Source organism: Streptococcus huangxiaojuni (genome assembly GCF_040930515.1).
Classification (GTDB): Bacteria; Bacillota; Bacilli; order Lactobacillales; family Streptococcaceae; genus Streptococcus; species Streptococcus huangxiaojuni.
In genome coordinates, this window is sequence record NZ_JBFQEG010000012.1 from 21,018 (window position 1) to 45,769 (window position 24,752).

At 42.6% G+C, this 24,752-nt stretch carries 22 protein-coding genes; 2 read left to right on the top strand and 20 right to left on the bottom strand.

The features are described from left to right. Nucleotides 1-30: 30 nt before the first annotated feature. The 3 genes from AB3329_RS07535 to AB3329_RS07545 form a co-directional block, all read right to left on the bottom strand. Entirely contained in the window at nt 31-864 is an 834-nt protein-coding gene (locus AB3329_RS07535; protein ID WP_368395240.1) for a metal ABC transporter permease subunit, read from the bottom strand. 3 nt (nt 865-867) lie between these two features. Beyond that, entirely contained in the window at nt 868-1,590 is a 723-nt protein-coding gene (locus tag AB3329_RS07540) for a metal ABC transporter ATP-binding protein (protein WP_368395242.1), read from the bottom strand. Nucleotides 1,591-2,434: 844 nt separating this feature from the next. Beyond that, nucleotides 2,435-3,364 (bottom strand): metal ABC transporter substrate-binding lipoprotein, encoded by a 930-nt coding sequence (locus AB3329_RS07545; RefSeq protein ID WP_368395244.1) that lies wholly within the window; start codon nt 3,362-3,364, stop codon nt 2,435-2,437. Between the two features lie 129 nt (nt 3,365-3,493). Here AB3329_RS07545 and AB3329_RS07550 point away from each other — a divergent pair, with 129 nt between their 5' ends. Next, a complete protein-coding gene (locus AB3329_RS07550; RefSeq protein WP_368395245.1) occupies nt 3,494-4,156 on the top strand; it encodes a metal-dependent transcriptional regulator in 663 nt (220 codons plus the stop codon). A gap of 131 nt (nt 4,157-4,287) precedes the next feature. Here the strand turns inward: AB3329_RS07550 and AB3329_RS07555 are convergent, their stop codons facing one another. The 15 genes from AB3329_RS07555 to AB3329_RS07625 form a co-directional block, all read right to left on the bottom strand. After that, complete coding sequence (locus AB3329_RS07555; RefSeq protein ID WP_368395247.1) at nt 4,288-4,980, bottom strand: 5'-methylthioadenosine/adenosylhomocysteine nucleosidase; 693 nt, start codon at nt 4,978-4,980, stop codon at nt 4,288-4,290. A 30-nt stretch (nt 4,981-5,010) separates the two neighbouring features. After that, nucleotides 5,011-5,283 carry a cell wall synthase accessory phosphoprotein MacP gene (gene macP / locus AB3329_RS07560; protein ID WP_368395249.1) on the bottom strand — a complete coding sequence of 91 codons (273 nt, stop codon included), beginning with the start codon at nt 5,281-5,283 and terminating at the stop codon, nt 5,011-5,013. Further along, on the bottom strand, nt 5,284-5,838 hold the full coding sequence (locus tag AB3329_RS07565) for an NUDIX hydrolase (RefSeq protein WP_368395251.1): 555 nt from the start codon (nt 5,836-5,838) through the stop codon (nt 5,284-5,286). Nucleotides 5,839-6,004: 166 nt separating this feature from the next. Further along, on the bottom strand, nt 6,005-7,711 hold the full coding sequence (locus AB3329_RS07570) for an ABC-ATPase domain-containing protein (RefSeq protein WP_368395252.1): 1,707 nt from the start codon (nt 7,709-7,711) through the stop codon (nt 6,005-6,007). 628 nt (nt 7,712-8,339) lie between these two features. Continuing rightward, a complete protein-coding gene (glmU, locus tag AB3329_RS07575; RefSeq protein WP_368395254.1) occupies nt 8,340-9,731 on the bottom strand; it encodes a bifunctional UDP-N-acetylglucosamine diphosphorylase/glucosamine-1-phosphate N-acetyltransferase GlmU in 1,392 nt (463 codons plus the stop codon). A gap of 136 nt (nt 9,732-9,867) precedes the next feature. Further along, on the bottom strand, nt 9,868-10,386 hold the full coding sequence (locus AB3329_RS07580; RefSeq protein WP_368395255.1) for a hypothetical protein: 519 nt from the start codon (nt 10,384-10,386) through the stop codon (nt 9,868-9,870). 14 nt (nt 10,387-10,400) lie between these two features. Beyond that, nucleotides 10,401-10,694: a hypothetical protein gene (locus AB3329_RS07585; protein ID WP_368395257.1), complete on the bottom strand. Its 294-nt coding sequence runs from the start codon at nt 10,692-10,694 to the stop codon at nt 10,401-10,403. 52 nt (nt 10,695-10,746) lie between these two features. After that, the gene (locus tag AB3329_RS07590) at nt 10,747-12,081 is read right to left on the bottom strand and encodes a hypothetical protein (RefSeq protein WP_368395258.1); all 1,335 of its coding nucleotides are present in this window, start codon (nt 12,079-12,081) and stop codon (nt 10,747-10,749) included. After that, nucleotides 12,072-12,695: a hypothetical protein gene (locus AB3329_RS07595; protein WP_368395259.1), complete on the bottom strand. Its 624-nt coding sequence runs from the start codon at nt 12,693-12,695 to the stop codon at nt 12,072-12,074. The genes AB3329_RS07590 and AB3329_RS07595 overlap by 10 nt, the downstream gene beginning before the upstream one ends. A 354-nt stretch (nt 12,696-13,049) precedes the next feature. Then, nucleotides 13,050-13,667: a hypothetical protein gene (locus tag AB3329_RS07600; protein WP_368395260.1), complete on the bottom strand. Its 618-nt coding sequence runs from the start codon at nt 13,665-13,667 to the stop codon at nt 13,050-13,052. Nucleotides 13,668-13,985: 318 nt separating this feature from the next. Continuing rightward, on the bottom strand, nt 13,986-15,566 hold the full coding sequence (locus AB3329_RS07605) for an ABC1 kinase family protein (protein ID WP_368395261.1): 1,581 nt from the start codon (nt 15,564-15,566) through the stop codon (nt 13,986-13,988). A gap of 594 nt (nt 15,567-16,160) precedes the next feature. Then, nucleotides 16,161-16,448: a phasin family protein gene (locus tag AB3329_RS07610; protein ID WP_368395263.1), complete on the bottom strand. Its 288-nt coding sequence runs from the start codon at nt 16,446-16,448 to the stop codon at nt 16,161-16,163. A 24-nt stretch (nt 16,449-16,472) separates the two neighbouring features. Continuing rightward, nucleotides 16,473-17,111 carry an SDR family oxidoreductase gene (locus AB3329_RS07615; protein ID WP_368395264.1) on the bottom strand — a complete coding sequence of 213 codons (639 nt, stop codon included), beginning with the start codon at nt 17,109-17,111 and terminating at the stop codon, nt 16,473-16,475. A 332-nt stretch (nt 17,112-17,443) separates the two neighbouring features. After that, a complete protein-coding gene (locus AB3329_RS07620) occupies nt 17,444-18,043 on the bottom strand; it encodes an SP0191 family lipoprotein (protein WP_368395266.1) in 600 nt (199 codons plus the stop codon). A 584-nt stretch (nt 18,044-18,627) separates the two neighbouring features. Continuing rightward, a complete protein-coding gene (locus AB3329_RS07625) occupies nt 18,628-20,067 on the bottom strand; it encodes a glycoside hydrolase family 1 protein (protein ID WP_368395268.1) in 1,440 nt (479 codons plus the stop codon). A gap of 232 nt (nt 20,068-20,299) precedes the next feature. Between AB3329_RS07625 and AB3329_RS07630 the strand changes: the two genes are divergently transcribed. Then, nucleotides 20,300-21,232 carry an AraC family transcriptional regulator gene (locus tag AB3329_RS07630; protein ID WP_368395269.1) on the top strand — a complete coding sequence of 311 codons (933 nt, stop codon included), beginning with the start codon at nt 20,300-20,302 and terminating at the stop codon, nt 21,230-21,232. Nucleotides 21,233-21,285: 53 nt separating this feature from the next. Here the strand turns inward: AB3329_RS07630 and AB3329_RS07635 are convergent, their stop codons facing one another. Continuing rightward, nucleotides 21,286-22,980, bottom strand: coding sequence for a carboxylesterase family protein (locus AB3329_RS07635; RefSeq protein ID WP_368395271.1), 1,695 nt, complete (start codon nt 22,978-22,980; stop codon nt 21,286-21,288). Between the two features lie 16 nt (nt 22,981-22,996). Then, complete coding sequence (locus AB3329_RS07640; RefSeq protein WP_438272900.1) at nt 22,997-24,505, bottom strand: prolyl oligopeptidase family serine peptidase; 1,509 nt, start codon at nt 24,503-24,505, stop codon at nt 22,997-22,999. Nucleotides 24,506-24,752: the final 247 nt, after the last annotated feature.

Below are 24,752 nucleotides of genomic sequence, written 5' to 3' on the forward strand. Positions count from 1 at the left end.
CAACTTAGATGATTTTGAATAAATCAACTGTTATTTCTCTGTTTTTAAGAAACGCTGTTTAGGCGATAAAAGAAAGGAAAGAAAGAAAATACCGGCAGCTGTTAAAACGATAGACGAGCCAGCAGCAATATTAAAAGTGTAGCCTAGGAAAAGTCCGACAGCAGATGATAAGGCACCAATTATGCTCGACAAAATCATCATGGCCTTCAGGCTGTTGGCATATAAATAAGCCGTTGCTGCCGGTGTAATCAGCATGGCGACAATTAAAATGGTTCCGACACTTTGCATGGCTGTAACAGCAACTAATGTTAAAAGAACCATTAACAGATAGTGGTAGAAAGTTACATTCAGCCCGATGGACTTAGCAAAAACAGGGTCAAATGAACTGATGAGCAGCTCTTTATAACAGACAATCAGACTGATTAAAACTAACCCCGAAACAAAGAAAGTCAGCCACTTATCGCTATCTTGTACTGCTAAGACATTGCCAAACAAAATATGAAAAAGGTCTGTTGAGCTATTGGCCAGACCAATCAAAATGACACCCAGAGCCAAAAAAGAACTGAAAGTAATCCCGATAGCCGTGTCTCCCTTAATTGTACTGTTTTCTTTGATAAAGGTAATGATAATCGATGCTAAAAGACCAAAAACAATGGCACCTGCAAAAAAATGAATGCCCAATATAAAAGAAAGGGCGACGCCAGGAAGAACAGCATGGGAAATCGCATCACCCATTAGAGACAATGAGCGCAAAATGATAAAACACCCTACCGCTCCTGCGACAACACCGATCACAACTGCCGTCAATAAGGCATTCTGCAAAAAATGATAATGCAGCAGTCCATCAAAAAAATTCAGCAGCATCGTTTACACCTCCTCATTAAAAAACACTTCTCCTCCAAAGGCAGCTCTCAAATTATCAGCTGTAAAAACCTGCGACACCGGACCATAAGCCAGCAGCTTCTGTTTTAAAATCACCAGTTGATCAAAATACGCTCTGACCTTGCTCAAATCATGATGGACAATAATAATAGTTTTACCGGCCGTCCGCAATTCTTTTAATAAACTAATAATCATCTGCTCGCTGACAAGGTCAATGCCGGCAAACGGTTCATCCAAAAATAGATAGTCTCTGTCCTGAATCAAACATCTAGCTACCATAACCCGCTGAAACTGACCGCCTGAAAGAGCATGGAGCGGACGGTTGGCATAATCAGCCAAATCCAGTTCCTCCAAAACAGCATCCACTGATTTACCTCTATTTTTACGCAAAAACGGGAAAGCCCCGCCTCCTTGATAAATTCCCAAGCGAACACATTCTTTAACAGTAATAGGAAAGTGGAAATCAATATGGCTTCTTTGCTCAACATAAGCAGCTTTGCCGCTTAACTGCCGGTAATCTTCACCAGCTACTTCAATAGTCCCGCTATAGGTTATTAAGCCCATAAGGGCTTTAATAAAAGTAGATTTTCCTGCACCATTAGGGCCGATAATTCCAATAATCTTCCCCTTATCCAAAGTAAGAGAGATATCATCTAAAATAGACTGCTCTCTGATATAATGACAAGTCAAATGACTAACTCTAATCACATCCCGCTCCTTCCAACAAGATACAAAGCCCGTCAAAAGAGCAAAGCAAAAATAGGAGACTGGACGAAGAGCTGCTAAGCTCTAGGACAGTCTATCTTTTTTGCACAGCTCTTAGGGCGTGTTCAGCTCATCAAGATACAAAGCCCGTTAAAAAATCCGTATGAAAATAGGGGATGGCAAGTGATGCTGGCATCACGATGACAGACATCTTTTTCACTAGGATTTTAGGCCGTGTTCAATTCCAACAAGATACAAAGCCCGTCAAAAGAGCAAAGCAAAAATAGGAGACTGGACGAAGAGCTACTAAGCTCTAGGACAGTCTATCTTTTTTGCACAGCTCTTAGGGCGTGTTCAATTCACAAGATACAAAGGGCGTGAAAAACGCAAAAGGAAAATGACGGTAAGTCCGAAATCTCTGATTTCGCAGACGCACCCCTGCCAAGACGACTAGGGAGCGAGACAGAACCCCAGACCGTAAAGTTCGATGTCTCGCCCCCGCAAAGCCTAGCAGACATTTTAAAGCTTTGAAAAAACGACTAAAATGCCGCTAGGCTACTGCGTCTTGTTTATACTACAAGTAATGATTTGGGAGGCTAGAAATTTTTGTCTGCCTTCAGACGTTTACGGCCAGTTAATTTGAAATCAAGTCTAAACTTAACCATATCTTTTTCCCGCAGCGTTTAGCCCGTGCTCAATTCCAACAAGATACAAAGGGCTTTAAAAGCTCACAGCTCCCTTGTTAAGCAAGGGATAACGACCTCCCTAATTAAGAACAAGAAAATCGAAATCGTCATAAAATGACGATTTACCGATTTTTGTCCCACTCTCAGCCTTTTATTTGCTGTTACTGCGACAGGCCGGCGGCAATTTTATCAATATTCCATTTCATCATGGCATAATAACTGTCGCCGTCTTTACCTTTTTCAGCAACAGAATCCGTAAAAAGCTGTGCATATATCGGAATACCGCTGTCTTTCGAAACGGATTCCATAGGACGTGAATCCACACTGGATTCAACAAAAAGAGCTGAAGGAGGCTGCTGTTTCAGCCTTTCTACTAAAGAGCGAATTTGATCCGGCCTTCCCTCTTCTTCTGTATTAATTTCCCATATGTAAGCTGATGGAACTGCATAGGCTTGTGAAAAATATTTAAGGCAGCCTTCACTTGTAACAACTAAACGCTTTTCAGGAGCTATTGAAGCAAAAGTTTTTTTAGCTTCCTGATCCAGCTTTTCAAGCTTGGATAAGTATTGACTGCAGCGTTTTTTATAATAGGCTTCATTGTCTGGATCTTTGGCAATTAATTGCTTGCTGATGTTTTCGGCATAAACCATGCCATTGCCCAGACTGAGCCAGGCATGAGGGTCTTCTTTCCCTTCCTTTCCTTTCCCTTCAAGGTAGATAGGCTCAACGCCATCACTGACAGCAAAGTAATCTTGATTCTTTTTTTTTCCTGTATTTTTAATTAATTTTTTAAACCAGGCATTGCCGCCAGTTTCAAGATTGATGCCATTATAAAAGATAAGGTCGGCTTCTGCTGTCTTTCGGACATCTTCAGGCAGAGGCTCGTACTCGTGCGGATCCTTTCCGATAGGGACAATACTGTGTAAATTAATCTTATCGCCTGCGATATTTTGCGTCATATCTGCAATTATCGAATTGGTCGTGACGACATTAAGCTTACCTTTATCAGATTCTTGTTTTACAGTTGAGCAGGCCGAACAGGCAAAGATGAAAATAGCCATGCTAAATATAATGGGGATTATTTTTTTCATATGAAACTCCTTTATTTATAAAATTAGGTTTGCTTAACTTTATATTTAGGATAGCTTAAAAAATAATCTTTGTCAATAGTTTTAATGAAAATTTGTTATAATAGTTTTACAGTAAAAGAGAGGAAAAAAATGACACCGAATAAGGAAGACTATCTGAAATGTATTTACGAAATCAGTCAGGACAGCCAAAAAATTAACAACAAGCAAATTGCCGCCAAAATGCAGGTCTCAGCTCCTGCTGTTTCAGAAATGATTAAAAAGATGCTTGCTGAAGACTTGATAGATAAGGATAAAAGGCATGGCTACCGTCTGACCAAAAAGGGGCTGCCTTTAGTTTCAGAACTCTACCGCAAACACCGCTTGATTGAGGTCTTTTTGGTAGATTATCTCCATTATGCCATTGATGAAATTCATCAAGAAGCGGAAGTCTTGGAACATACCGTTTCAGCTGCTTTTGTTGAGCGCTTGGACAGAATGCTCAATTATCCTCGTTTTTGTCCTCACGGCGGAACTATTCCTAAAAAAGGTGAACAGCTCAAAGAAATTTACCACTTGCCACTCAAGCAGGTCAAGCAACCAGGGTTCTATTGTGTCAGACGTATTCATGATGATTTCCTCTTGCTTGACTATCTGGCTAAACATCAATTGGTGCTGGGGCAGAACATCGAAATCACGCAGATTGATGACTATGCTAAAACCTATACTATTACCTATGCAGAGCATGAGCTGACACTTCCTGAAAACATCGCTGCAAGCCTCTATGTTGAAAAAGCGGCAAAGTTGCAGAAATAGAAGATTCAGCTTTTAATCTTTCTTGTAGTCAAAAAAAGGGGAACATCCTTTGATTGTAAGCAATCATAAGATGTTCCCCTTTATTTAAGAATTTTTACTGGCAGATAAAATGGTCGCAGAACAGAAAACGCCTATCCAAGACGCTCTAAAAAGTCCAGCAAGAGCTGAGCTGATTGGCGTCCGGCTTCAAGGACAAATTCATTAAAAGTTATGTCAGCATCATGGCTGGCTGTGTCGCTCATAGCGCGGATGACAATAAAAGGCTTGTCTGCAGCGTGAGCAGCCTGCGCCACTGCTGCCCCCTCCATTTCAACAGCTAAAGCTTGAGGGAAGTGCTCCATAATAGCCGCAATTTTGTCCCGTCCCGCAATGAAACTGTCTCCGGTCACAATGAGACCGATCTCGGCAGGCAAAGCTCTTTCCTCCAGCAGACCTTTAAAAACTTGGATAAAGTGCGGGTCAGACTTAAAATAAAGCGGCTGACCGGACATCTCACCATAATTGTAGCCAAAAGCCGTCAAATCAACATCGTGATAGGCCAGCTTATCTGCTATAACAATATCGCCGATTGCCAAATCAGGAGAAGCTGCACCAGCTGACCCTGTATTAATCACGGCATCAACCGAGAAGCGATCAGTCAAAACAGCTACACTCATGGCTGACATCACCTTACCGACACCTGATTGAACTAAGACAAGATCATGCCCGCCGATTTTTCCTGTATAATAGGTTTTACCAAAAACTAGCTGTTCAGTGCTTTCCTGCAGCTGCTCCAGCAAAAGTCTCAGTTCCTGCTCCATGGCAGCTATAATTCCAATTTTCATATTTTCCTACCCAAAACAAGCGTGTTTAACTTATAAATAAAAGACGGCATAAATCAGAATAGCCAGCAGAATCACAAGGACAATAAAAATTTTATTTAATTTCGACTGAAATTCACCGCGCTTGGCATTTTCAATCCGGCGGCTTTTAACAATCCGCTCTTCCCGGCGTTCCTGCAGCAGGTCGTCTTTAATAAGCTGTTTATCCAGAACTTTTGTTGCGAAATCATCTGCGCTGTCCTCAGACAGCCTGCGATCGCGGTTAGCTGCTTCAATAATTTCATCAGTCAAAAGTGGTTTGCCCATTTACTGCCCTCCTTTAACATGCAAGGCAAAGTACTGAAGCGCTATAATTGTCTTAGCATCCTCAATCTTGCCTGACCGAATCAAATCCAGACATTCTTCATAGGTGAGCTCGAATCGTTCAAGCACCTCATCAGCATCCTGCGGCCGCGGCTGGGGTACTTTTGTGAGATTGGTCGCTAAATAAAGTTTAATTTTCTCATTGCAAAAACCGATAGCAGTATAAAACTCATAAATCTGCTGTAAATCACCGCTGTAACCTGTTTCTTCTTCCAGTTCACGAAGAGCTGCCTGATATTCAGAACCGTTTTCACCGACTTCCAGTTTGCCAGCCGGAATTTCATAAGAGACCTTCTCAATGGCTTTACGGTATTGCTTAATGATGATGAGCTTATTATCAGGAGTGACAGCCAAAACGGCAACAGCTCCTCTGTGAAAAATCAATTCACGTTTAGCCTGTCCCAGATTATTAGGCAGTTCAACATCATCAACAGCCACTTCAAAAATACGGCCTTTAAAAACCTCTCGGCGCTTCAGTGTTTTTTCTTCAAAATCCATATTTTTATCCTTATCCCAAAGAAATAAATTTAAAATTCTGTTACTCCAATTGTACTACAATTCAGACAGAAATGCCATTTTCTGTAGTAAAACAAAAATCGGCCGAATCTTAGCTGACTTTAAAATTCTTGACCGATTTTATTAAGAGGTTAATCCTGGCAAACAGTTACTTTATTTCCGCTTTTAAGCTGCGGAAGCGGTTAAGGGCAGCACAGAATTCCTGCTTTCGCGGCAAAGCTAAATCCCCTGGATAAGAAGGTGCAGAGGCGAGAGCTGCCAGTCCTTCTTCTTGTATAAAGGCATAGAGCTTATCGGCTATTTCCTGCAGTGAACAACTATCATCTAAAAGATTGTCCTTAGCAAATTTCAGCATCAAAGCCAGACAGTTTACCTGAGAGGGAGTAACAAGCTGCTCTAAGCCGGAAAGATCAATAGTCTCCCGTCCGTAAACCAGCGTATGCAGGCCCTTAGCTTTAAAGCGGTCTTCTTTATCTTTATTTGCAAAACTTGATTTCAGCAAAACCCGCTTGTTTCTTGCCGCTAAGGACTGTTTAGCAGGCATTACTCTATGATAGCGGTCTTTTTGAGCTATCGCTTTTGCCTGACTAGTTACATCGTAGGTAAGATAATTATCCATCAAAAGAACCCTGTCAGCCACATCGAAGTAGGCTCCGGAACCGCCAACTACAAGAATAACAGAAATCCCAAGCTCTCTGTGAAGAGCTTCAGCCTGCTCTACAAAAGGTGTGATCGGCTCTTTCTCTTTTGCGACCAGTTCCTGCATACGCCGGTCACGAATCATAAAATTAGTAGCCGATGTATCTTCATCGATGAGCAAAAGGGAGCTTCCGCTTTCTAAAGCTTCGATGACATTAGCTGCCTGCGAAGTTGAACCGCTGGCATTTTCTGTAGAAAACGCAGTGGTATCTTGCTTAGCAGGAAGATTATTAATAAATGGACTGATATTGACCTTGACAATACTGCGTCCGTCTTCTGATCTAATCTTAACAGCATCGCTTCTGGTAATCACGTATTCCCTGCCATCACCTGCAATATGGGAGTAAATTCCTCTCTCCAGAGCATTTAAAAGAGTGGATTTCCCGTGGTAGCCGCCTCCAACAATCAGGCTGACTCCGGGACCAATACCCATGCCGCTGATAACTTTACCGCTGGGCAGACGAAGAGTGACTTCCCTGCTTTCAGGACTTTTAAAGGGAACCGCTGATTTCAGCGGCAAATCAGAGACACCACTGGCTCTGGCCAGAAGTGAACCATTGCCGATAAAAGCGACTAAATCCCTTTTTCGCAGTTCCTCACGAATATAAAGCTGATCTAAAAATAAGCGAACCTGTCCCTGCAGGCCTTTTTGATCAATATTTTGATAAAAGAGAGACTGTTTAACAATCTGCGGAAGAACAGCATTCAGCAATTTATCAGCAGCAACCCCCATAATTCTCCGCCCTGCAGCCGGTAAATTAACCGTGAACCGAACTTCCAGACTATGGGGGTGAATCAAGACAGCAGTTTTATCCAATATTTCCTGCCCACAAGCGTCAACTGCAATATCCCCCTTACCGCCGACTGCCTTAATATCCTTGCTGTGCGCCCTAACCGCCTGTGCAAATGAACGATTTAAAAAATCACTGACTGCCCGGCGCTTGTTGTGGGAAGACAGTAAGTTATCCGGCAGACCAGCAGCTGACCGCCTAAGCAAAAGACGCAGTTTTGATGGCGGCGCATAAGGATCCGCCTGAACATGATCAATGAAGAGACGGTAAACTGGACAGTCATAACTGCCAGCCAAACTTTTATACGCGCCATAACCTTTGCCATCTATAGCCAGCAACCGTTTCCGTAGCGCTGTATCACTCATAATAACAACCCCTCCAAGAAGATACAAAGAGCTTAGCCCATATTCAATTAACAAGATACAACGGGCGTTAAGAACGTAAAAGGAAAATGACGGTAAGTCCGAAATCTTTGATTTCGCAGACGCACCTCTGCCAAGACGGCTAGAAGGGTGCGGGCGGCTTTTAAAAGGAAAATAGGAGACTGACCGATGAATCCAGAAAGATTCGAGGTCAGGCTATCTTTTTCCCGCAGCGTTTAGCCCGTGTTCAATTTAACAAGATACAAAGCCCGTTTAAAAATCCGTATGAAAATAGGGGATGGCAAGTGATGCTGATGGCATCACGCTGACAGCCATCTTTTTCACTAGGATTTTAGGGCGTGTTCAATTCAACAAGATACAAAGCCCGTTAAAAGGGCTTTTTTACGAAGTTCAGGCAAAGAGCTCCTTTGCAGCTATTTCAAAATCTTTCCTCTACCGATAGCTGCCAAACAAAACACGTCGCAATAAAGACGATTGCGGCAGCCAAAAACAAAAACAGGGTCTTAATGCGCTGCATTCCTGCCGCCATAAAACCCTAAATCTATTACTTGCCACAAGGGCAGCAGCTCTTCTTTAACCTGAGGTATAAATGCTTTTACTCTTTAAAAAATCACTGCTGCCTTTTTTGATTGTTGGGATGATGGGGCTTCGCTGTCGCATAGCCGTCCTTATTGACTTGACGGTTTCTGGCGATTGCAATACTGTCAGCCGGCACGTCTTCATTAATTGCGGATCCGGCTGCAGTCAAGGCATTGTCACCCAAACTGACCGGAGCAATCAAAGTAGAGTTGCTGCCGATAAAAACATTATTACCAATAGTTGTTTGGTATTTATCCTTGCCATCATAATTAGCTATAATCGTACCGGCCCCAAAATTAACATTCTTTCCAACAGAGGCATTGCCGATATAAGTCAGGTGTCCAGCTTTGGTTTCTTCACCGATTTGTGCTGCCTTAACTTCGACAAAATTACCAATATGTGCCCCCTGAGCGATGTGTGAACCTGGTCGTATATGGGCATAAGGCCCTACAGTTACCTGATCAGCAAGACTTGATTCTTCTATCATTGATTGTGTGATGACGGTCTGCTGTCCGATAGTACTGTTAACAATATAGCTGCCGTTGGTTATCAGAGAACCTTGACCAACCTTAGTCTTACCTTTGAGAGAAACATTGCCTTCAATGAGGACATCTCCTGCAATCTCAACTTCGCTGTCAATATAAGCAGTATCTGGGTCAGAAAAAGTTACCCCATTGAGCATATGCCTTTTATTAATACGCTGGCGCATAACTTTTTCGGCCGTTGCTAAAGCAAAACGGTCATTGACACCGAGGCTCTCAGCAAAATCTGCCAAAGTATAGGCACCTACTTTTTCTTCATTGTCGCGGAAAATAGAAATAAGATCTGTCAGATAGTATTCTCCCTGCGCATTATCAGTGTTAAGTTCCTTTAAAGCCGCAAATAAGCGCTGATTATCAAAAACATAGGTCCCTGTGTTAATTTCCCTGACCTGCTGTTCAAAGTCTGAAGCATCTTTTTGTTCAACAATTTTTGTCACTTCGCTGCGGTTATTGCGGATAATACGGCCATAACCAAAAGGATCATCAGCCATAGCCGTTAGAATAGTGGCGACATTTTTATGCCGTCGATGGTAATCCAGCAGATTTTTCAGACTTTCACCTGTAATTAATGGTGTATCGCCGGCAATAATCAAGGTTTGTCCCTTAAGACCTTCCAGAGCTTCCGCTGCCATCATGACAGCATGACCAGTCCCTAATTGTTCCTTTTGCAGAGCAAAGGCTGATTTTTCAGCAGCAACTTCCTCAACCAATTCTGCCTTGTGACCAATAACAGTGACTGTTTTGGCAGGGTTAATTGCTCCGACACTGGCAAAAACGTGCTCCAGCATCGTCAGTCCTGCTACTTTGTGCAGAACTTTAGGAAGGTCGGACTTCATGCGGGTTCCTTTTCCCGCTGCTAAAATAATTGCATAATTGTTCATTTTCATGTTCCTTATGTCTAATAGAATAATCAACTCATTATAGCATATTTCTGCTGTTTTGCGGTAAAAACAGCTGTTAAAAAATTTCCTCACAGAAAAGAAGCAAAAAAAGCAGCTTCAGCCGCTTCTTCTCCTCTTATTTCTCAAAGGAAATCCCGCACTTCTGGCAGCTCTTCCGGCCCGTCACAGATGACAGCTCAGCTTCCCACTCATAGCGGCAGCTCTCACAGCGAAAACGCCCCTTGCTCTTATCAGACTGTAACCCAAGAAAGGCTACATGAGCGATACTCAGATCCAGGCGCCGCTTGAGCATACTTAACGCTTCAGCCTGCCGGCGCTCCTTTTTCTGCTGCTCCTGCAGCTCCTCTACAGCCTGATTGTAGGCAGTGGTCTCTTTTGTTCTAGCCTCCTCTAACTCATCTTCTTTCTGACGAATCTTACGCAGCAACTGGTCACGCTCATCTTCTAAGGCCCCTATCGTCTGGCTGGGCATAGCCTCAGGCAGATCACGGCATTGCTCAAGCAGCCAGTTAGTCAAAGTCTCTGTCCGCTTAGAGGCCTCCTGCTGCATATCCTCGCAGCGCCAAACAGCTTCGTCTATGGCTTTGACCCGCTCCGAATGCTCCTGTGTCAATTGCTCTTCTTTATCTATCATCTCTTCCTCCCCTTTTAAGCCCGTATCAAGCTGCTAAAGTCTGCCTGAGGCCATTCGGCCAGATAGGCCGCTGCACTGTCGGCTGCCTGACCCGTAAAACAATCCGCCAGCTCAGTAGCTATCGTCCCCTGTGCTAAAGTCTGCAGTTCAGAAGCTTTCGTCTCTAAGCGGCTCTGTAAATCAAACGATTGGCTCTCCCAATCGCCTTGCTTTGCCAACAAAGCCCCCTGAATGGCCAAACGCTCCTGCGCTTTCTTAGTCTCCTTGGCCGCTTGGACAAGCGTGTCTAAATCAGCCGTTACTCCCATAAGATTCCCACTTTCTATGCTTCAGTTACAATGCCCTTTATGCACCATCTGCCTACTTGTTGTTAGTCGAAAACAAAGCTGCCCCTTCCTGATCCGCCGCTGTTAAGTTATCAGCTGCTGCATCCAGCTTATCCGCAAAAGCCATCATCCTGTTCTGGTAGGCATCAGCTTCGGCCAGATTTTGGGCCTCTGCCTGACTGTCCCATAAATTCTCCATGGTGTAAGGACTCAGCAGTTCGGCCACCTCACTGTCCGTCAGTTCTTCTGCTATTTGGTACATAGCCTGATGCGTCGCCGTGATGTCAGCTTGCAGAGCTTCTTTTGCCTGAGCAATCTCATCTTTAATCTCTTGAACTTTAAGCTCGGCCTGCAGCCTGGCTTTCTCAGCAACTGCTCGCAACAGCTCCACCCGCAAGCTGACTCTCTTAGACCCTGTCGCTGTTTTCAGCTGACTTCTCAGCTCCTTAACCGTCTTCTTGTAAGAGCTCAGCAACTCAGTCTGGCTTGGTCCAGCCGCAAAGTCGCCGTAGGTCATAACATATCTCAGCAGATAAAACCGGTAATCAGTGCTGTTAAACCAAGTGCTGGGGTCTTTAATATCCCAGTTTTTCGCGGCTTCTCTAGCCTTCTTTCTGGCCACCTTTATCACCTGCTCCTTGGTCATGCCGGAAGCAAACTGGCCCTTCTTCACATAGTAGTCAATGTCCAGCTCATCTCCTTTTATGTGAAAGAACTTTGGATTGTGGTCGCCGATGGGATCGTTGAGGCCCTGTGTCCCCTCAACAACCACTACCTTCCCATAAGGAATCTCACCTTTGCCGCCATCAAGGTAGGTCAAATCTTTTCCGGAATCCGAATAAACTGTCGCATGGTCTTTCAGATAAGCCAGCTCACTGTTAGAAAAGGCACCGCTCTTTACCGCTTGGGCTGCCGCCCAGTCTGTGAAGTTGGTAATCTTTGGCACTTGGTATTTGGCGCCGACTTTAGCCACACCAGGGCCGGACTGGCTGAAACCGGACATGTTGGAGACTGTGCCCTTATGCACTTCCAGCTTTTTCACCGTCTCCTGATAAAACTGGTCAATGGCTTCGGTCTGGGCAGTCAGCTGCCCGTCGGTCAGGCCGAAAACCCCGCTGGCCTCGACAGCATTTTTGGTCGATTCATTAAGACCGGGCTGGGTCCCTGCCACAACGATAGCCGTTTGGCTGTAGTCTACTTGGCCATCTGAATAAACCGGAGCTACAGCTAAAGCTTGAGTAGTATCGTTGACACTGTTAACGACCTGATATTTTTTTCCTTTTGCTTTAACAAAACTGCCCTCTGCCTTATTTGCTTGGTCTTTAACAATACCTTGAATATCTTGAAGATTTTTATCACTTAATGCCATGTTGTATAATCTCCTTTTTTAATTTCTATATTGTATTTTACTTCTGCTTGGGAACTACCAATTTCTCCTTTTTCTATTCCTTTTAACTGTCCATCATTGATTAATGCTTGGATATTCTCATCAATACTGCTACTTGAAAGAAGTTTTGCTTTATCAGGCAAGTGGGTATCATTAGAAACTTCTATTTCTTTATCGTTATCAAAATCTTCTAGGTAGATTATTTCATTACCACTAATATCAAAATCAAGAATGACTCCACTATTTAGCCCATAACTTGTATAACTTGTATTCCCTATTGTACTTCCCAATAAGGCATGGTTTCCCTCGCTATCATAAATCTTAGGAACAACATGCATTCTAAACATCGTAAATTTTCCATCACCGTCTATATAAATTGGTGAGAACTCGATTTTACTGACACCGGAATAGTTCTCTTTAATATAAGTGGCAATCTGTTCCTCCAGCAACTGAAAGCCGTGCTGGTAAAGCTGTTCAACCTTTTTCTTTTGCATATAACGATTATACCCCCAAATTCCTGTGATAGCGATGAGAACCACAGCCAGCAGTCCCCAAAACACTTTTGCCGGTCTGCTTAACCTTTTCTTTTTAGCCATAGTTTACTCCTTATTTTTTGAGACAACACTATTCATTCGTTTTAATTTTTATCAGTATAGCATAGCAGTTTCAAAAAAGCAAGTGACCTTTGCCAGCATTTTTGGTCGATTCATTAAAACCGGGCTGGGTCCCTGCCACAACGATAGCCGTTTGGCTGTAATCTACTTGACCATCTGAATAAACCGGAGCTACAGCTAAGGCTTGAGTAGTATCGTTGACACTGTTAACGACTTGATAAGTTTTTTTATCCTTAGTTATAAAAGTATCACCACTGGGGATAATCTCTCTTTTTCTAAATTATCTTTTAGTCCATTTTGTAACTCCTGAAGATTTTGATCTGTCAATGCCATTGATTATTTCCCCCATCTTATTTCTGTATTATATCTGATAAGTGTATTAGAACTACCGTCTTTACTTGCAAATACTCCTTTCAAATGGTTAGCTTGTACTAAGCTAGTTATATTATCATCTATGAAATCATTCGTGGAAAGTTTTGCTTTAGCAGGTAAATGGTCATACTTAGACACATCAATCTGATTCCCATTAGCTGAATTATCTAGATAGATAATCCAATTACCATTAATATCAAAGTCAAGTGACGAAATCCCATTAAGTAAACCATGTTTAGCATATACCCTATTAGTATTTTCAACACGTCCACCAAGTTTTGCTTTATTTCCATAATTGTCATAAATAATAGGAATAACATAGGCCGTTCTCATCGTAAATTTTCCATCACCGTCTATATAAATCGGTGAGAACTCGATTTTACTGACACCGGAATAATTCTCTTTGATGTAAGTGGCAATCTGTTCCTCCAGCAACTGAAAGCCGTGCTGATAAAGCTGGTCAACCTTTTTCTTTTCCATATAGCGATTATACCCCCAAATTCCTGTGATAGCGATGAGAACCGCAGCCAGCAGTCCCCAGAAAATCTTTGCCGGTCTGCTTAACCTTTTCTTTTTAGCCATAGCCTGCTCCTTGTTCCCTGTAGACAACTTCAGTAATTCGTTTTAATTTCCATTAGTATAGCATAGTGTTACTGAAAAAACAAGTGCCATTTGTCAGCATTTTTAGGCCCCTGCCACAACGATAGCCGTTTGGCTGTAGTCTACTTGGCCATCTGAATAAACCGGGGCTACAGCTAAGGCCTGAGTTGTCTCATCTATACTGTTAACCACTTGGTAATATTCGTTTGTTTCAGGGGTTTTAAAAAAGCGCACAGAACAGCAGGGAGGAGTTCTGTGCGCTTTGGTTATTTTTTACTTCTTAAATATTCCTTTTATGATCTACCTGTACCGGCTGTTTACCATTAAAAAAATGAGATAAATGAAAGTGAGACCAGCTAAAATGAAAAGTAGTTTTGTCAAAAAAGGAAATAGGGGATTAAAAGACAAGACACTGGCGGACAATAGCAGCATCCCAAAGATAAAGGCTACAATAAAGCGATTAGCAAGCCCCTGCAGAGTTCTTATCCTCTTGTTATAATCATGGATATCATGATTTATAAGCAGCTGACCGTTAAGAAGCTTTTCAGAAAGTTCATTGATTTTTCTGGGGACAGATTTCCCTTTTTTCAAAAGATAAAACAGCTCAATAAGCAGACTTTCCCGGTTAAGAAACTGAGTCAGTACCTCATCTCCCATATTCTCAATAAAATAATGTTTGGCCAAAGTCATCAGATTCACATCAGGAGCTAATTCTCGAAAAATCCCTTCAATCTGGAGGACAGCCTTGCCCAAAACCGTAATCTGCGGCGGAGCTTTAAGGTGATTGCGCTGTGAAACATTGAGCAAGTCCGACAGCAAATCTGCAATAAATAGATTTCCCAAATCCAAATTAGCGTATTTGGCCAACATTTGCTCGATGTCCTGTGCAAAACCTGCTTTATCGATCAAGCTGCTGTCAGCTTGTGTGACAGTTAAAACAGCCTTAGCCATGCCATCAACATCCTGTGTTGTAAAACTGTAAAGAACATCATTAAGGGATGCCCGCATATCATCCTGAAGATGCCCCATGATACCAAAGTCAATAAAATAAATTTTATTATTATGGATAAGAAGATTCCCTGGATGCGGATCACCGTGAAAATAGCCGTCTTTAAAAACCTGTTTAATAAAGCTCAGCATCAGCTTTCTGCCGATATCTTCTAAGTCATAGCCCTCCTTAATCAATTCATCATAGCGATTAATCGGAATCCCAGGAATATACTCCTCGACAATCATATGCCGAGTCGTGAAATCAGTAAAAACCTGCGGAACAGCCAGACATTTAACAGCCTGATTTTTCTCAGCAAAATCCAGCATGGCCTGTGCTTCTTGGCGAAAATCAATTTCATCAGCCAAGCTTTCTTTCAGCTGCAGCAAAACCTCCCTTAAATCAATTGAAGGCAGAAAGTGCTTGGGGATTCTTTTGGACAGACGCAGCAAAATAGCAATATCTTCACTAATAATCTCTGCCAGATGGGGGCGCTGAATCTTAATAACAGCCTCCTGCCCTGACAGAAAAACAGCCCGATGTGTCTGAGCGACTGAAGCACTGGCCAGCGGCTCCTGTGCGACTGTGCGAAAGACATGGCCGACAGGCTGCCCTAATTCTGCCTCAATAGCCTGCAGTGCCAGATTTGCAGGCAGCGGCAAAACAGAATCTTGCAGCTTGCTGAGTTCTTTAATGTAGGGCTCAGGCAGTAAATCGCTGCGTGTCGACAAAATTTGCCCGATTTTAACAAAACTTGGTCCTAATTCTTCAAAAGCCAGCCGTAATTTTTGCGGTACTGTCTGTTCATCAAAACTTTTGCGCCTTTCTTTTAAACCTGTCAGACCGACAGCAGAAAACGCCCTGACAATTTCCCGCAAACGCTTATTCGCCATCCCATTTCCCTTTATATAAGATACAAAGGCCGTTTAAAGAGCAAAACAAAAATAGGAGACTGGACGAAGAGCTGCTAAGCTCTAGGACAGGCTATCTTTTTTGCACAGCTCTTAGGCCGTGTTCAATCAATAAGATACAAAGGCCGTTTAAAGAGCAAAGCAAAAATAGGAGACTGGACGAAGAGCTGCTAAGCTCTAGGACAGGCTATCTTTTTTGCACAGCTCTTAGGCCGTGTTCAATTCACAAGATACAAAGCCCGTTTAAAGCTCACAGCAAAAATGACGGTAAGCCAGAAATCTTTGATTTCGTAGGCGCACCTCTGCCAAGACGACTAGAAGGGTGCGGTCGGCCGCAGGACGACAAAGCCTTCAGACGTCTACAGCTAGCTAACTTGAAATCAATTCTAAACTTAGCCATATCTTTTTCCCGCAGCGTTTAGGGCGTGTTCAATTCCATCAAGATACAAAGGGCGTTAAGAACGCAAAAGGAAAATAGGAGACTGACCGATGAATCCAGAAAGATTCGAGGTCAGGCTATCTTTTTCCCGCAGCGTTTAGCCCGTGTTCAATTCATAAGAAACAAACTGCTAGAGTTCAGTCTTCTTTTTCAAACCGTTTCAGCAGTGCATCTAGTTTCCCTTCAAGACGTGCAACATCTTCCTTGCTGGCATACTGGACCTGCTGCTTTTGCTGATCAAATTTCTCAAGAACTTCCTTTGCTTCTGCTTGGCTTTTGCGTTTCAGTTCACTCTGCAATTCCCTGCCTTCTTCAACTGTCAAACGCCCTTTAGCTACTAAGTCTTTAACAAAGCCATCTGCCTTTTCAAGTGTCATCGATGTCAAACCGATACCGGCAAGTAAAACTTTCTTCAGTTCATCCATTTTTTCATTACCCCTTTCATGGTGTCACAGTTCGGCTATAGCCTGTGCAATCGGCGTTTGGCCATCTGCCATAGGAATAACTTTTTTAAAGGTATTAGGCTGGTCTAACAGCTCTGCTAGAACTTTGGCAACATTAGGGATAGAATTCTGTCCCATAGCAGCTGCTGTGAAATCAACTAAACCGCTGCCGTCCTCAGTTTCAACAAGATTGCCCGGCTGTAAAATCGTATAATCCAGTTGGGTGTTATGAATCAGCCACTCATCAGCAAAAAATTTAGCAATAATATAGTTTTTCAAACGGTCAATACCTGCTGCCTGCCATTTTTCAGGTTCTGTAGACAAAATAGAACTTAGCATGATAAAGCGCTTAATACCTGCTTTTTCCGAAGCCTGCATAACCTTAACAGCTCCGAAAGCATCTGTCTGCAACAAGTCCTTTCCTCTGGATCCGGCTGTAAAATAGACAGCATCCATTCCCTTTAATTTTTGACTTAAAGCCTCTACTTCATCGTGTAAATCAAATGAAACAGGGTGGATGTTTTCACCTTGAAGTACTTTTTCAGGTGAACGAGCTCCGGCAAAAACCTCATGGCCTTTTTCAGTCAAATCTTTCAGCAAACGTTCAGCAACCCGTCCATTTGCTCCGACAACAAATACTTTCATCTTTCCATCCTCCTCTTTAAAAAATACAAAGCCTTCAGACGTCTACGGCCGGATACTGATGAAATCAGCACTCGGCCTGACTAGTTTTCCCAGTAACTTTAGGCCGCTGTATTCAGCTTTTTGGATTATTATAGCACAAAAAACGGGAGATTTCTTAGATGAAACACTTTGCAGCAATAAGTAAAACTGCTCTCATCTATGCTGCTTACTATTATAATTAAAAAACAGAAAGTCTTATTCACTTCCTGTCTATTAAAGTAGTAAACTTAGCGCTCTGATGCTGTAAAGTCCTTAACAGAAAAATACGACTAGCGGTTTTTTACACCATCTGCCTATTCTTTAACTTCTTCAAAACCGTAAATTATCAAACTTAGGCCAAATAACCGCGGGGACATGTCTTTAATATCAGAGAAATCCATTGCAAACCCTTCTACTTGTGCCAAACGTTCAAAATCAGCCTTTTGCATATCAATAACAATACTCACAAGCCATTTATAATCAGCTGTAAGTGAACCTGTAACCGAGACACCTTCGATGGTCATTAAATCTGACATTCCGGAATCGTCGCTTAAAGACTCCTCTAAAACTTCCTGAACGGTCGCAGGATCTAAAGCACGCATTTGGGCCTGCTGTTCTTCGGGAAAGGTGTGAGTCATATCTATTTTAATCGTTTGATACTCTGACCCCTTATATGTTAAGCTGACTAAAACATCCTGCTCAATGCCGTTTGACTCTTGAGTGTATTTGTATTTATCAGTCGTCTCAACTGCCTCAGTTGTCGTTTGCTCAGTCGTTGTGCTTATTTCTTCTGTTGCTGTCATACTTGAAGTGCTTCTTTGACTAACATGCTGTTTAGATCTTGGAAGGGGGATACAGGCCACCAATCCCAGAGAAACAAACAACAGCAGCAATCCATAACTTATCTTTTTCATCTCTTCTCCAACTATATAAAATACTAAGCCCGTAAAAAGAGCAAAGCAAAAATGGCGGTAAGTCCGAAATCTTTGATTTCGCAGACGCACCCCTGCCAGAACGACTAGGGAGTGGGACAGAACCCCAGACCACAAAGTTCGTTGTCCCACCCCCGCAAAGCCCAGTAGGCCATTTAAAGCTTTGAAAAAGCGATAAAGTGCCACTAGACGACTAGTGTCTTGCACAAAACACTATAACAAACATTAAAGACTATTTTTTAAATCGTCCTTCAGACGGCTACGGCTGGCAAGCATGCAATCAATAAATCTCAGACGATAAGATATCCAGATATCCCCTTGCCTTCATTTCCGAGTTGATGCTGTCCTTTATAGACTATTTCATTATACCTAGTTAAAAAGTATTTGACAAGTTTATTAGAGAAATTAAATTTTTATCTAAATAGAATGGTTAATATTAGAAAATACTAATGATTTATTAGCAAGGGAAATGTCTTTCGATATATCTGCTGCTCAATAATAACATAATAAAAAACTCTGCAGAAACTAAGGAGATTATATATTTTCTGCAGAGTTTAGTAACAAAATTAATAATATAAGGATTCCCCGTTTGTTGCGATGACTTCTTTATACCAATCAAAAGATTTTTTCTTATAGCGTGCTAAGCTCCCTGTGCCGTCATCATTGCGGTCAACATAGATAAAGCCATAGCGCTTGCTGAGCTGGGCTGTTGAAGCTGAAACTAAATCAATAGGTCCCCAAGTCGTATAGCCCCAAAGTTCAACGCCATCTTTAAGCGCTTCACCTACTTGCTGTAAGTGCTTTTTCAAATAATCAATGCGGTAGTCATCTTCGACGGTCGGACCGTCCGGACCATCAACTAGGACATCTTTGGCTCCAAGACCGTTTTCAACGATAAAGAGCGGCAACTGATAGCGATCATAGAAATCATTAAGAACCAAGCGCAGCCCGACAGGGTCAATCTGCCAGCCCCATTCAGAGGACTCCAAATAGGGGTTTTTAATACCTCCCATAATGTTGCCGCGGCCGGTTTCATAATCTTCCGGATTGTGGGCCTGAGCGACACTCATATAATAAGAGAAGGAAATAAAATCGACTGTATTCTTCAGGATAGCTTCATCTCCAGGAGCAAATACAATGGAGATGTTGTTTTCCTCAAAATAGCGTTTGATGTAGTTAGGATATTTGCCGCGGGCGTGGATATCAGAGAAAAGATAGTTTTGATTTTCAAACTCACGCGCAGCCAACTGATCCAGAGGATTTGCTGTATACCCATAAGCAGGCATGGCCAGAACCATACAGCCGATTTTAAAATCAGGGTTAATCTCATGGCCGATCTTAGTCGCCAAAGCAGAAGCCACCAACTCATGATGCACTGCCTGATACAAATCCTGCTTAGACAGTTCTGCAAAAGGCGTTGCAATGCCTCCCGACATAAAAGGCCCATGGAGAACGGAGTTAACCTCATTAAATGTCAACCAGTATTTCACTTTATCCTTATAGCGATTAAATACTGTACGAACATAGCGTTCGTAAAAGCCGATTAACTGGCGGCTGGCCCAGCCGTTATATGTACGGGCGAGATGAAGAGGTGTTTCATAATGGGATAGAGTCACAAGAGGCTCAATATTATATTTAGCTAATTCGTCAAAGACTTTATCATAGAACTGCAGCCCCGCTTCATTAGGCTCTTTTTCATCACCTTTAGGGAAAATCCGACTCCAAGCAATGGACAGCCTAAAAACTTTGAAGCCCATTTCGGCAAAAAGAGCAATGTCCTCTTTATAACGATGATAAAAATCGATTCCTTCAAGTTTTAAATTATCAGGAGTCGGCTCATCAGTAATCAGAGGATCCAAATCACCGATATTTGCCGGCATTCCGCCCTGCGGAGTAACGTCCTGGACAGACAGCCCTTTGCCGTCAACGTTATAAGCTCCTTCAAACTGGTTTGCAGCAGTGGCTCCGCCCCAAAGGAAATTTTCTGGAAATACACTTTGAGTCATTTTATACTCCTTTTTCGTTTTATACATTTAAGTATAAAATGTTTTTAAGGAAAATGCTTACATTATCATTTTAGAAAATAATACTATGCTACGAAAAGAAGCAGCTTCATGACCGCTTCGAAGAAAAAATTCTTTGTGAGGGCTGAAGATTGTGCCTATGAATCAGGGACGAATGGCGTTTTTTTTGCTATAATTATACTATAATATGCCAACATAGAAAGGATTGTCCAAAATGATTGTGAAAAATGATACTTTTAAACAAGAAATGGAGGACAGACCACATTTGCTGCCCTACAATTTTTTTGATACCTATGTCGAAGACGGCCGTCCTGATGTCCTTTTTCATTGGCACCCGGAAATCGAAATTAATTATGTTTATGAAGGCTCAGCCAGATATCATATCGATTATGATTTTTTCAACAGCCAGCCCGGTGATATTATCCTCATCAGACCCAATGGTATGCATTCCATTCATCCGATTGAGAGTAAAACACATCACACCGAAACGTTTCAGTTCCATTTAGATATGATTGGCAATTCTGTTGTCGACCAGGTCAGCCTGCGTTATCTGCAGCCTCTGCAGACCAGCAGCTGCAAATTTGTTCCCAGAATTCAGCCCGATATGACCGGTTATGAAGAAATTAAAGAGGCTCTTTTTCAAATTTTCAGCCTTTCCCGCAATGAGGGGCGGCATTTTGAAATTCTTCTCAAGGCCAAGCTCAATGAGTTGATTTATCTGCTCTATTACCACCACTATGTCCTGAAAAAAAACACAGATGATACTTACCGTAAAAATGAACGTATCCGAGAGCTGATTGACTTCATTAACCATAATTATCAGCATAATCTTTCAATCAGCTATCTAGCTGACTTTATGGGCTACAGCAAAACACATTTTATGACAGTCTTTAAACAGCAGACCGGCACCTCCTGTACGGAATTTATCATTCAGGTCAGACTGAATAAAGCCAGCGATCTGCTGCTTAACTCAGCTGATCCGATTCTAGAGATAGCCAGCAGCGTTGGCTTTAACAATCTGTCCAATTTTAACCGCCAGTTCAAGAATTATTTCCATGTCACTCCCAGCCAATACCGTAAGCAATTCAGTAAAGCCAAAGGCAGCCTGACCCCAATCAGGTCAGCAAGAAATCAGCAAAAAGACTGAAAAAGAATGATTCTTTTCCAGTCTTTTCTTTCTTTTACCAAAGCTATTCTAAGCTAGTTGCCGGCTCCTGACTGCTCGTCAAGCAGGCTGCTGAACCAGCGTCCATTAAGGACAGTACTGTTGAGCTCTTCTTTCACATCGTCCGAAAGACTGCTGTCTTTGGCCATTTTATCCAGAATAGTCTGAGCATCTTCTGTATCTGCAGCCGCTTCGATGAGGGCTCCTTTTTTATCTGCCGACAGAGATAAAACCGACTCATTTTTCTGACTCCACTGCGGCCATTTAGTCAGGTCATTGCCATTTGGATTATCAGAGTGCAAAAAGTTTTTTAGATATGCTTTGAAATCCGCGGATAAGTCTTTGGCTCCTTGTCCATCAAAAGCTTTGCCAATGATGCTCTCATAATTGGACGGAGTCTGCAAAAGCGGCTCAAAGATACCATGAAAGGCACCAAACGTTTTAGCCAAATCAGGTGTTATCTCTTGGTCATCACCATATGAAATCTCACCGATGTAAATAGGTGAATCATAGCTGTCTCCCAGTATGCGAGCACTCTCTACTGTATTAGATAAGCGGTAAAGCTGGCCGCCGTACTTTTTAACATAATTAAACTCAGCTGTCTTTTGCTTATCATCAAAAAGGGATTTATCGCTAAAGTCAGCTGCAAAGCGCTCATCATAGGCCGCAAAAAGTGAGAACTCACTGGTGCCTGAAATCAGCAATAAGGGAACATCATTGTATTGGTCTGTTTCAAATCCTTCCGTCGGAAGCACCTCACCGTCCTTATAGAGATGCGGGAAAACGCGCATACGAATCGCGGCATTGCCCATCAGCCCGGCCAGCCGCTCAGCAGACAAACCGTAAAGATAGTCAGTTACTTGGCTGTCAGCAGTCAGCAGCCAAGATTTAGCTTCAGCTTCGGTTTCTTTCACCTGATCCTCAACAACAAGGGGAGCAAGCGCTTCGGCAAATATGTCCTGACTTTCTGCCTCATCAGCCAGTGTCATACCGCCGCTGAAAGAAATGGCTTTCTGATATTTTCCAGCAAATATAGGGGAAATCAAACTGGCCATGACATCGCGGCCGCCGGCAGAAAAACCGACTAGAGTGACATTGTTTTTATCACCGCCAAAGGCAGCAATATTCTCTTCCACCCAATCTAGAGCAGCAGCGATATCCAAGAGGCTGTAATTGCCCGAATTTTCATTATCATTGCCATTTTTCAAGGCTTGCAGAGGATTAAAACCCAGCGCTCCCAGTCGGTAGTTGACAGAGACATAGACAGCGTTTAAATCATTAACAAAACTGTTGCCCTTGATTTCCTGAGAACTTCCTGTCTGATTGTTGCCGCCGTGAATGTAGACCACAACAGGCAGGTCTGCTTCCTTGCTGTCCGGTCGGACAACATCTAAGTTCAGCGCGTCTTCTGAACCGACAACTTCACCGTCTGACAGTTGAACAGCCGTATTGCCGTATTCATCAGCTTTGAATGTTCCCTCCCAGCTCTCTGCTTTTTGCGGCTCTTTCCAGCGCAGCTGACCAACCGGTGCCTGAGCATAGGGGATACCTAACCACTGCATGGCCTTATTTTCTTTATCCCTAGAACCTTTAACCTTACCGGCAGCAACAGTTTGTGTTAACGATTGGTTAAAATCTGCACCAGACTTTTTGCTGTCACTATTGTTACAAGCGGTCAGGGAAGAAAAACCAAGCAAAACAGCCAGCAGGACTAAATAGAGTTTTTTCATAGCATCTCCTAAAAAATTACTTGCTTTGTGCATTCAGCCAGTCAAAGATATTGTCGTATTCTTTTCCGCCGCTTTCTGCTGTAGCAGAACCGCCTTTATTCTTATTATTAGCTTTAAAGCCTGTCAGCTCATCAGCTTTCTTAACCGCTTCTGCATCTTGAACGCCGGCTACTTGGTCATTAAAGAAATAAACCCAAGACCAGTGACCGAGATACTCCGTATCTTTCATATCTGACCCTTCAACGGTTTCATAGTAAGAGAACCATTTATTTTCAGCACCGCTGTCAACCAAAGCTTTATAGATTGGCAGAGAGTAGGCAGTAGGATCTACTGTTGTATCATTAGCTGAGTGGACAAACCAGATAGGGATATCTTTTAGTGCAGATACTTTTTCATCATCAAAGTAAATATCTTCGGTAGGCACCATTTCCGTACCTGACAGACTTTCTTCGCTTGGTACTCTTGTGTAGCTGTTATCAGCTTCACGTTCATATTCATAGTAGGAATAGGCTGTCGCCAAAGGAGCCAAACCGGCAAAATAATCCGGATTATGGATAGCAAGGTTGAGTGTCATATAACCACCGTTTGAACAGCCAGCTAAGTAAATCCGGTTCGTATCCACATCAGCATTATTTGCCACATAATCCTTTATCGCATCCATCAGAATTTCTGTGTAGCGAGAGACGCCGGCTCCGGCTCCATTAGTGCCATCGCCTTCATCCATCCAATAAGTCGGAGCCTGAACTACTAAAACATAAGCTCCGGTTTGTTTACCGGCGGTAAAATGTTTTTGGATATCTTCTCTGGCTAAGGCCACCACTTCATTGCCTAGAAGCGAAATATCTGGATCTTCTCCTCCTTCACCTTGGCCATGGAGCCAAATAATCAGCGGATTCTTCTTTCCTTTAGCTAAATCTTTTGGCTCATAGGCTGCATAATTTAAGGTCAATTCATCCTGACTGTCAGTCATCGGATTAGTATAAGTTCCGCTGAAGCTTCCCCGGTTTTTAAAGACGGCAGCTTCCGGAGCAATGCGATTGTTAATGGCATCAGCTTCTGTACTGAGACTGGCTGTCTGGTCGTCGGACCCTACCTCCAAACCTTTAATTGTCACCTTATAATCACTCGACCATTGATTTTGAAAAATGTCCATATTATAGGTAAAAGGCGATGCCTCTCCTGCATTTTTTTCCGCATCAAAACTGACCGGCATCTGAATCGTTACATATTTACTGCTTCCGCTTTTAATTTTTTTCCCGTTTTTATTGGACAGATAAACGCTCTTGATTTTTCTATCGACACCCGCAGTTGTCACTTTAACATTATCTTTAGAGACTGAGCTTACCTCACTATCTAATTCAACAATAACTCTTGGAACAGCCGGGCCAAATTCATAGCCCTTAACTCCAATAGAAACCTTGTTAATTTCCACATCTAAATCCTTTGCAAAAACGCGACTGCCCGCCATAAAAAGACTAACAACAAATAGGCTCAAAGCAACTATAACCGATACTTTCTTCATCATCCTCTCCTCCAATAAGATACAAAGGCCGTTAAGAACGCAAAGTAAAAATAGGAAAATTGACGAAGAGTCGTTAAGACTCAAGGAAATTTTATCTTTTTTACACAGCGTTTAGGCCGTGTTCAATTCATCAAGATACAAAGGCCGCTGAGAGCATTGTAAAAAGACGATCAGTCAATAACTGATAGCGATCCTTGTGCTGCCCTTTAGACAAGCTTCTGTTTCTTATCTTTCATTTTTTTTACTTCTG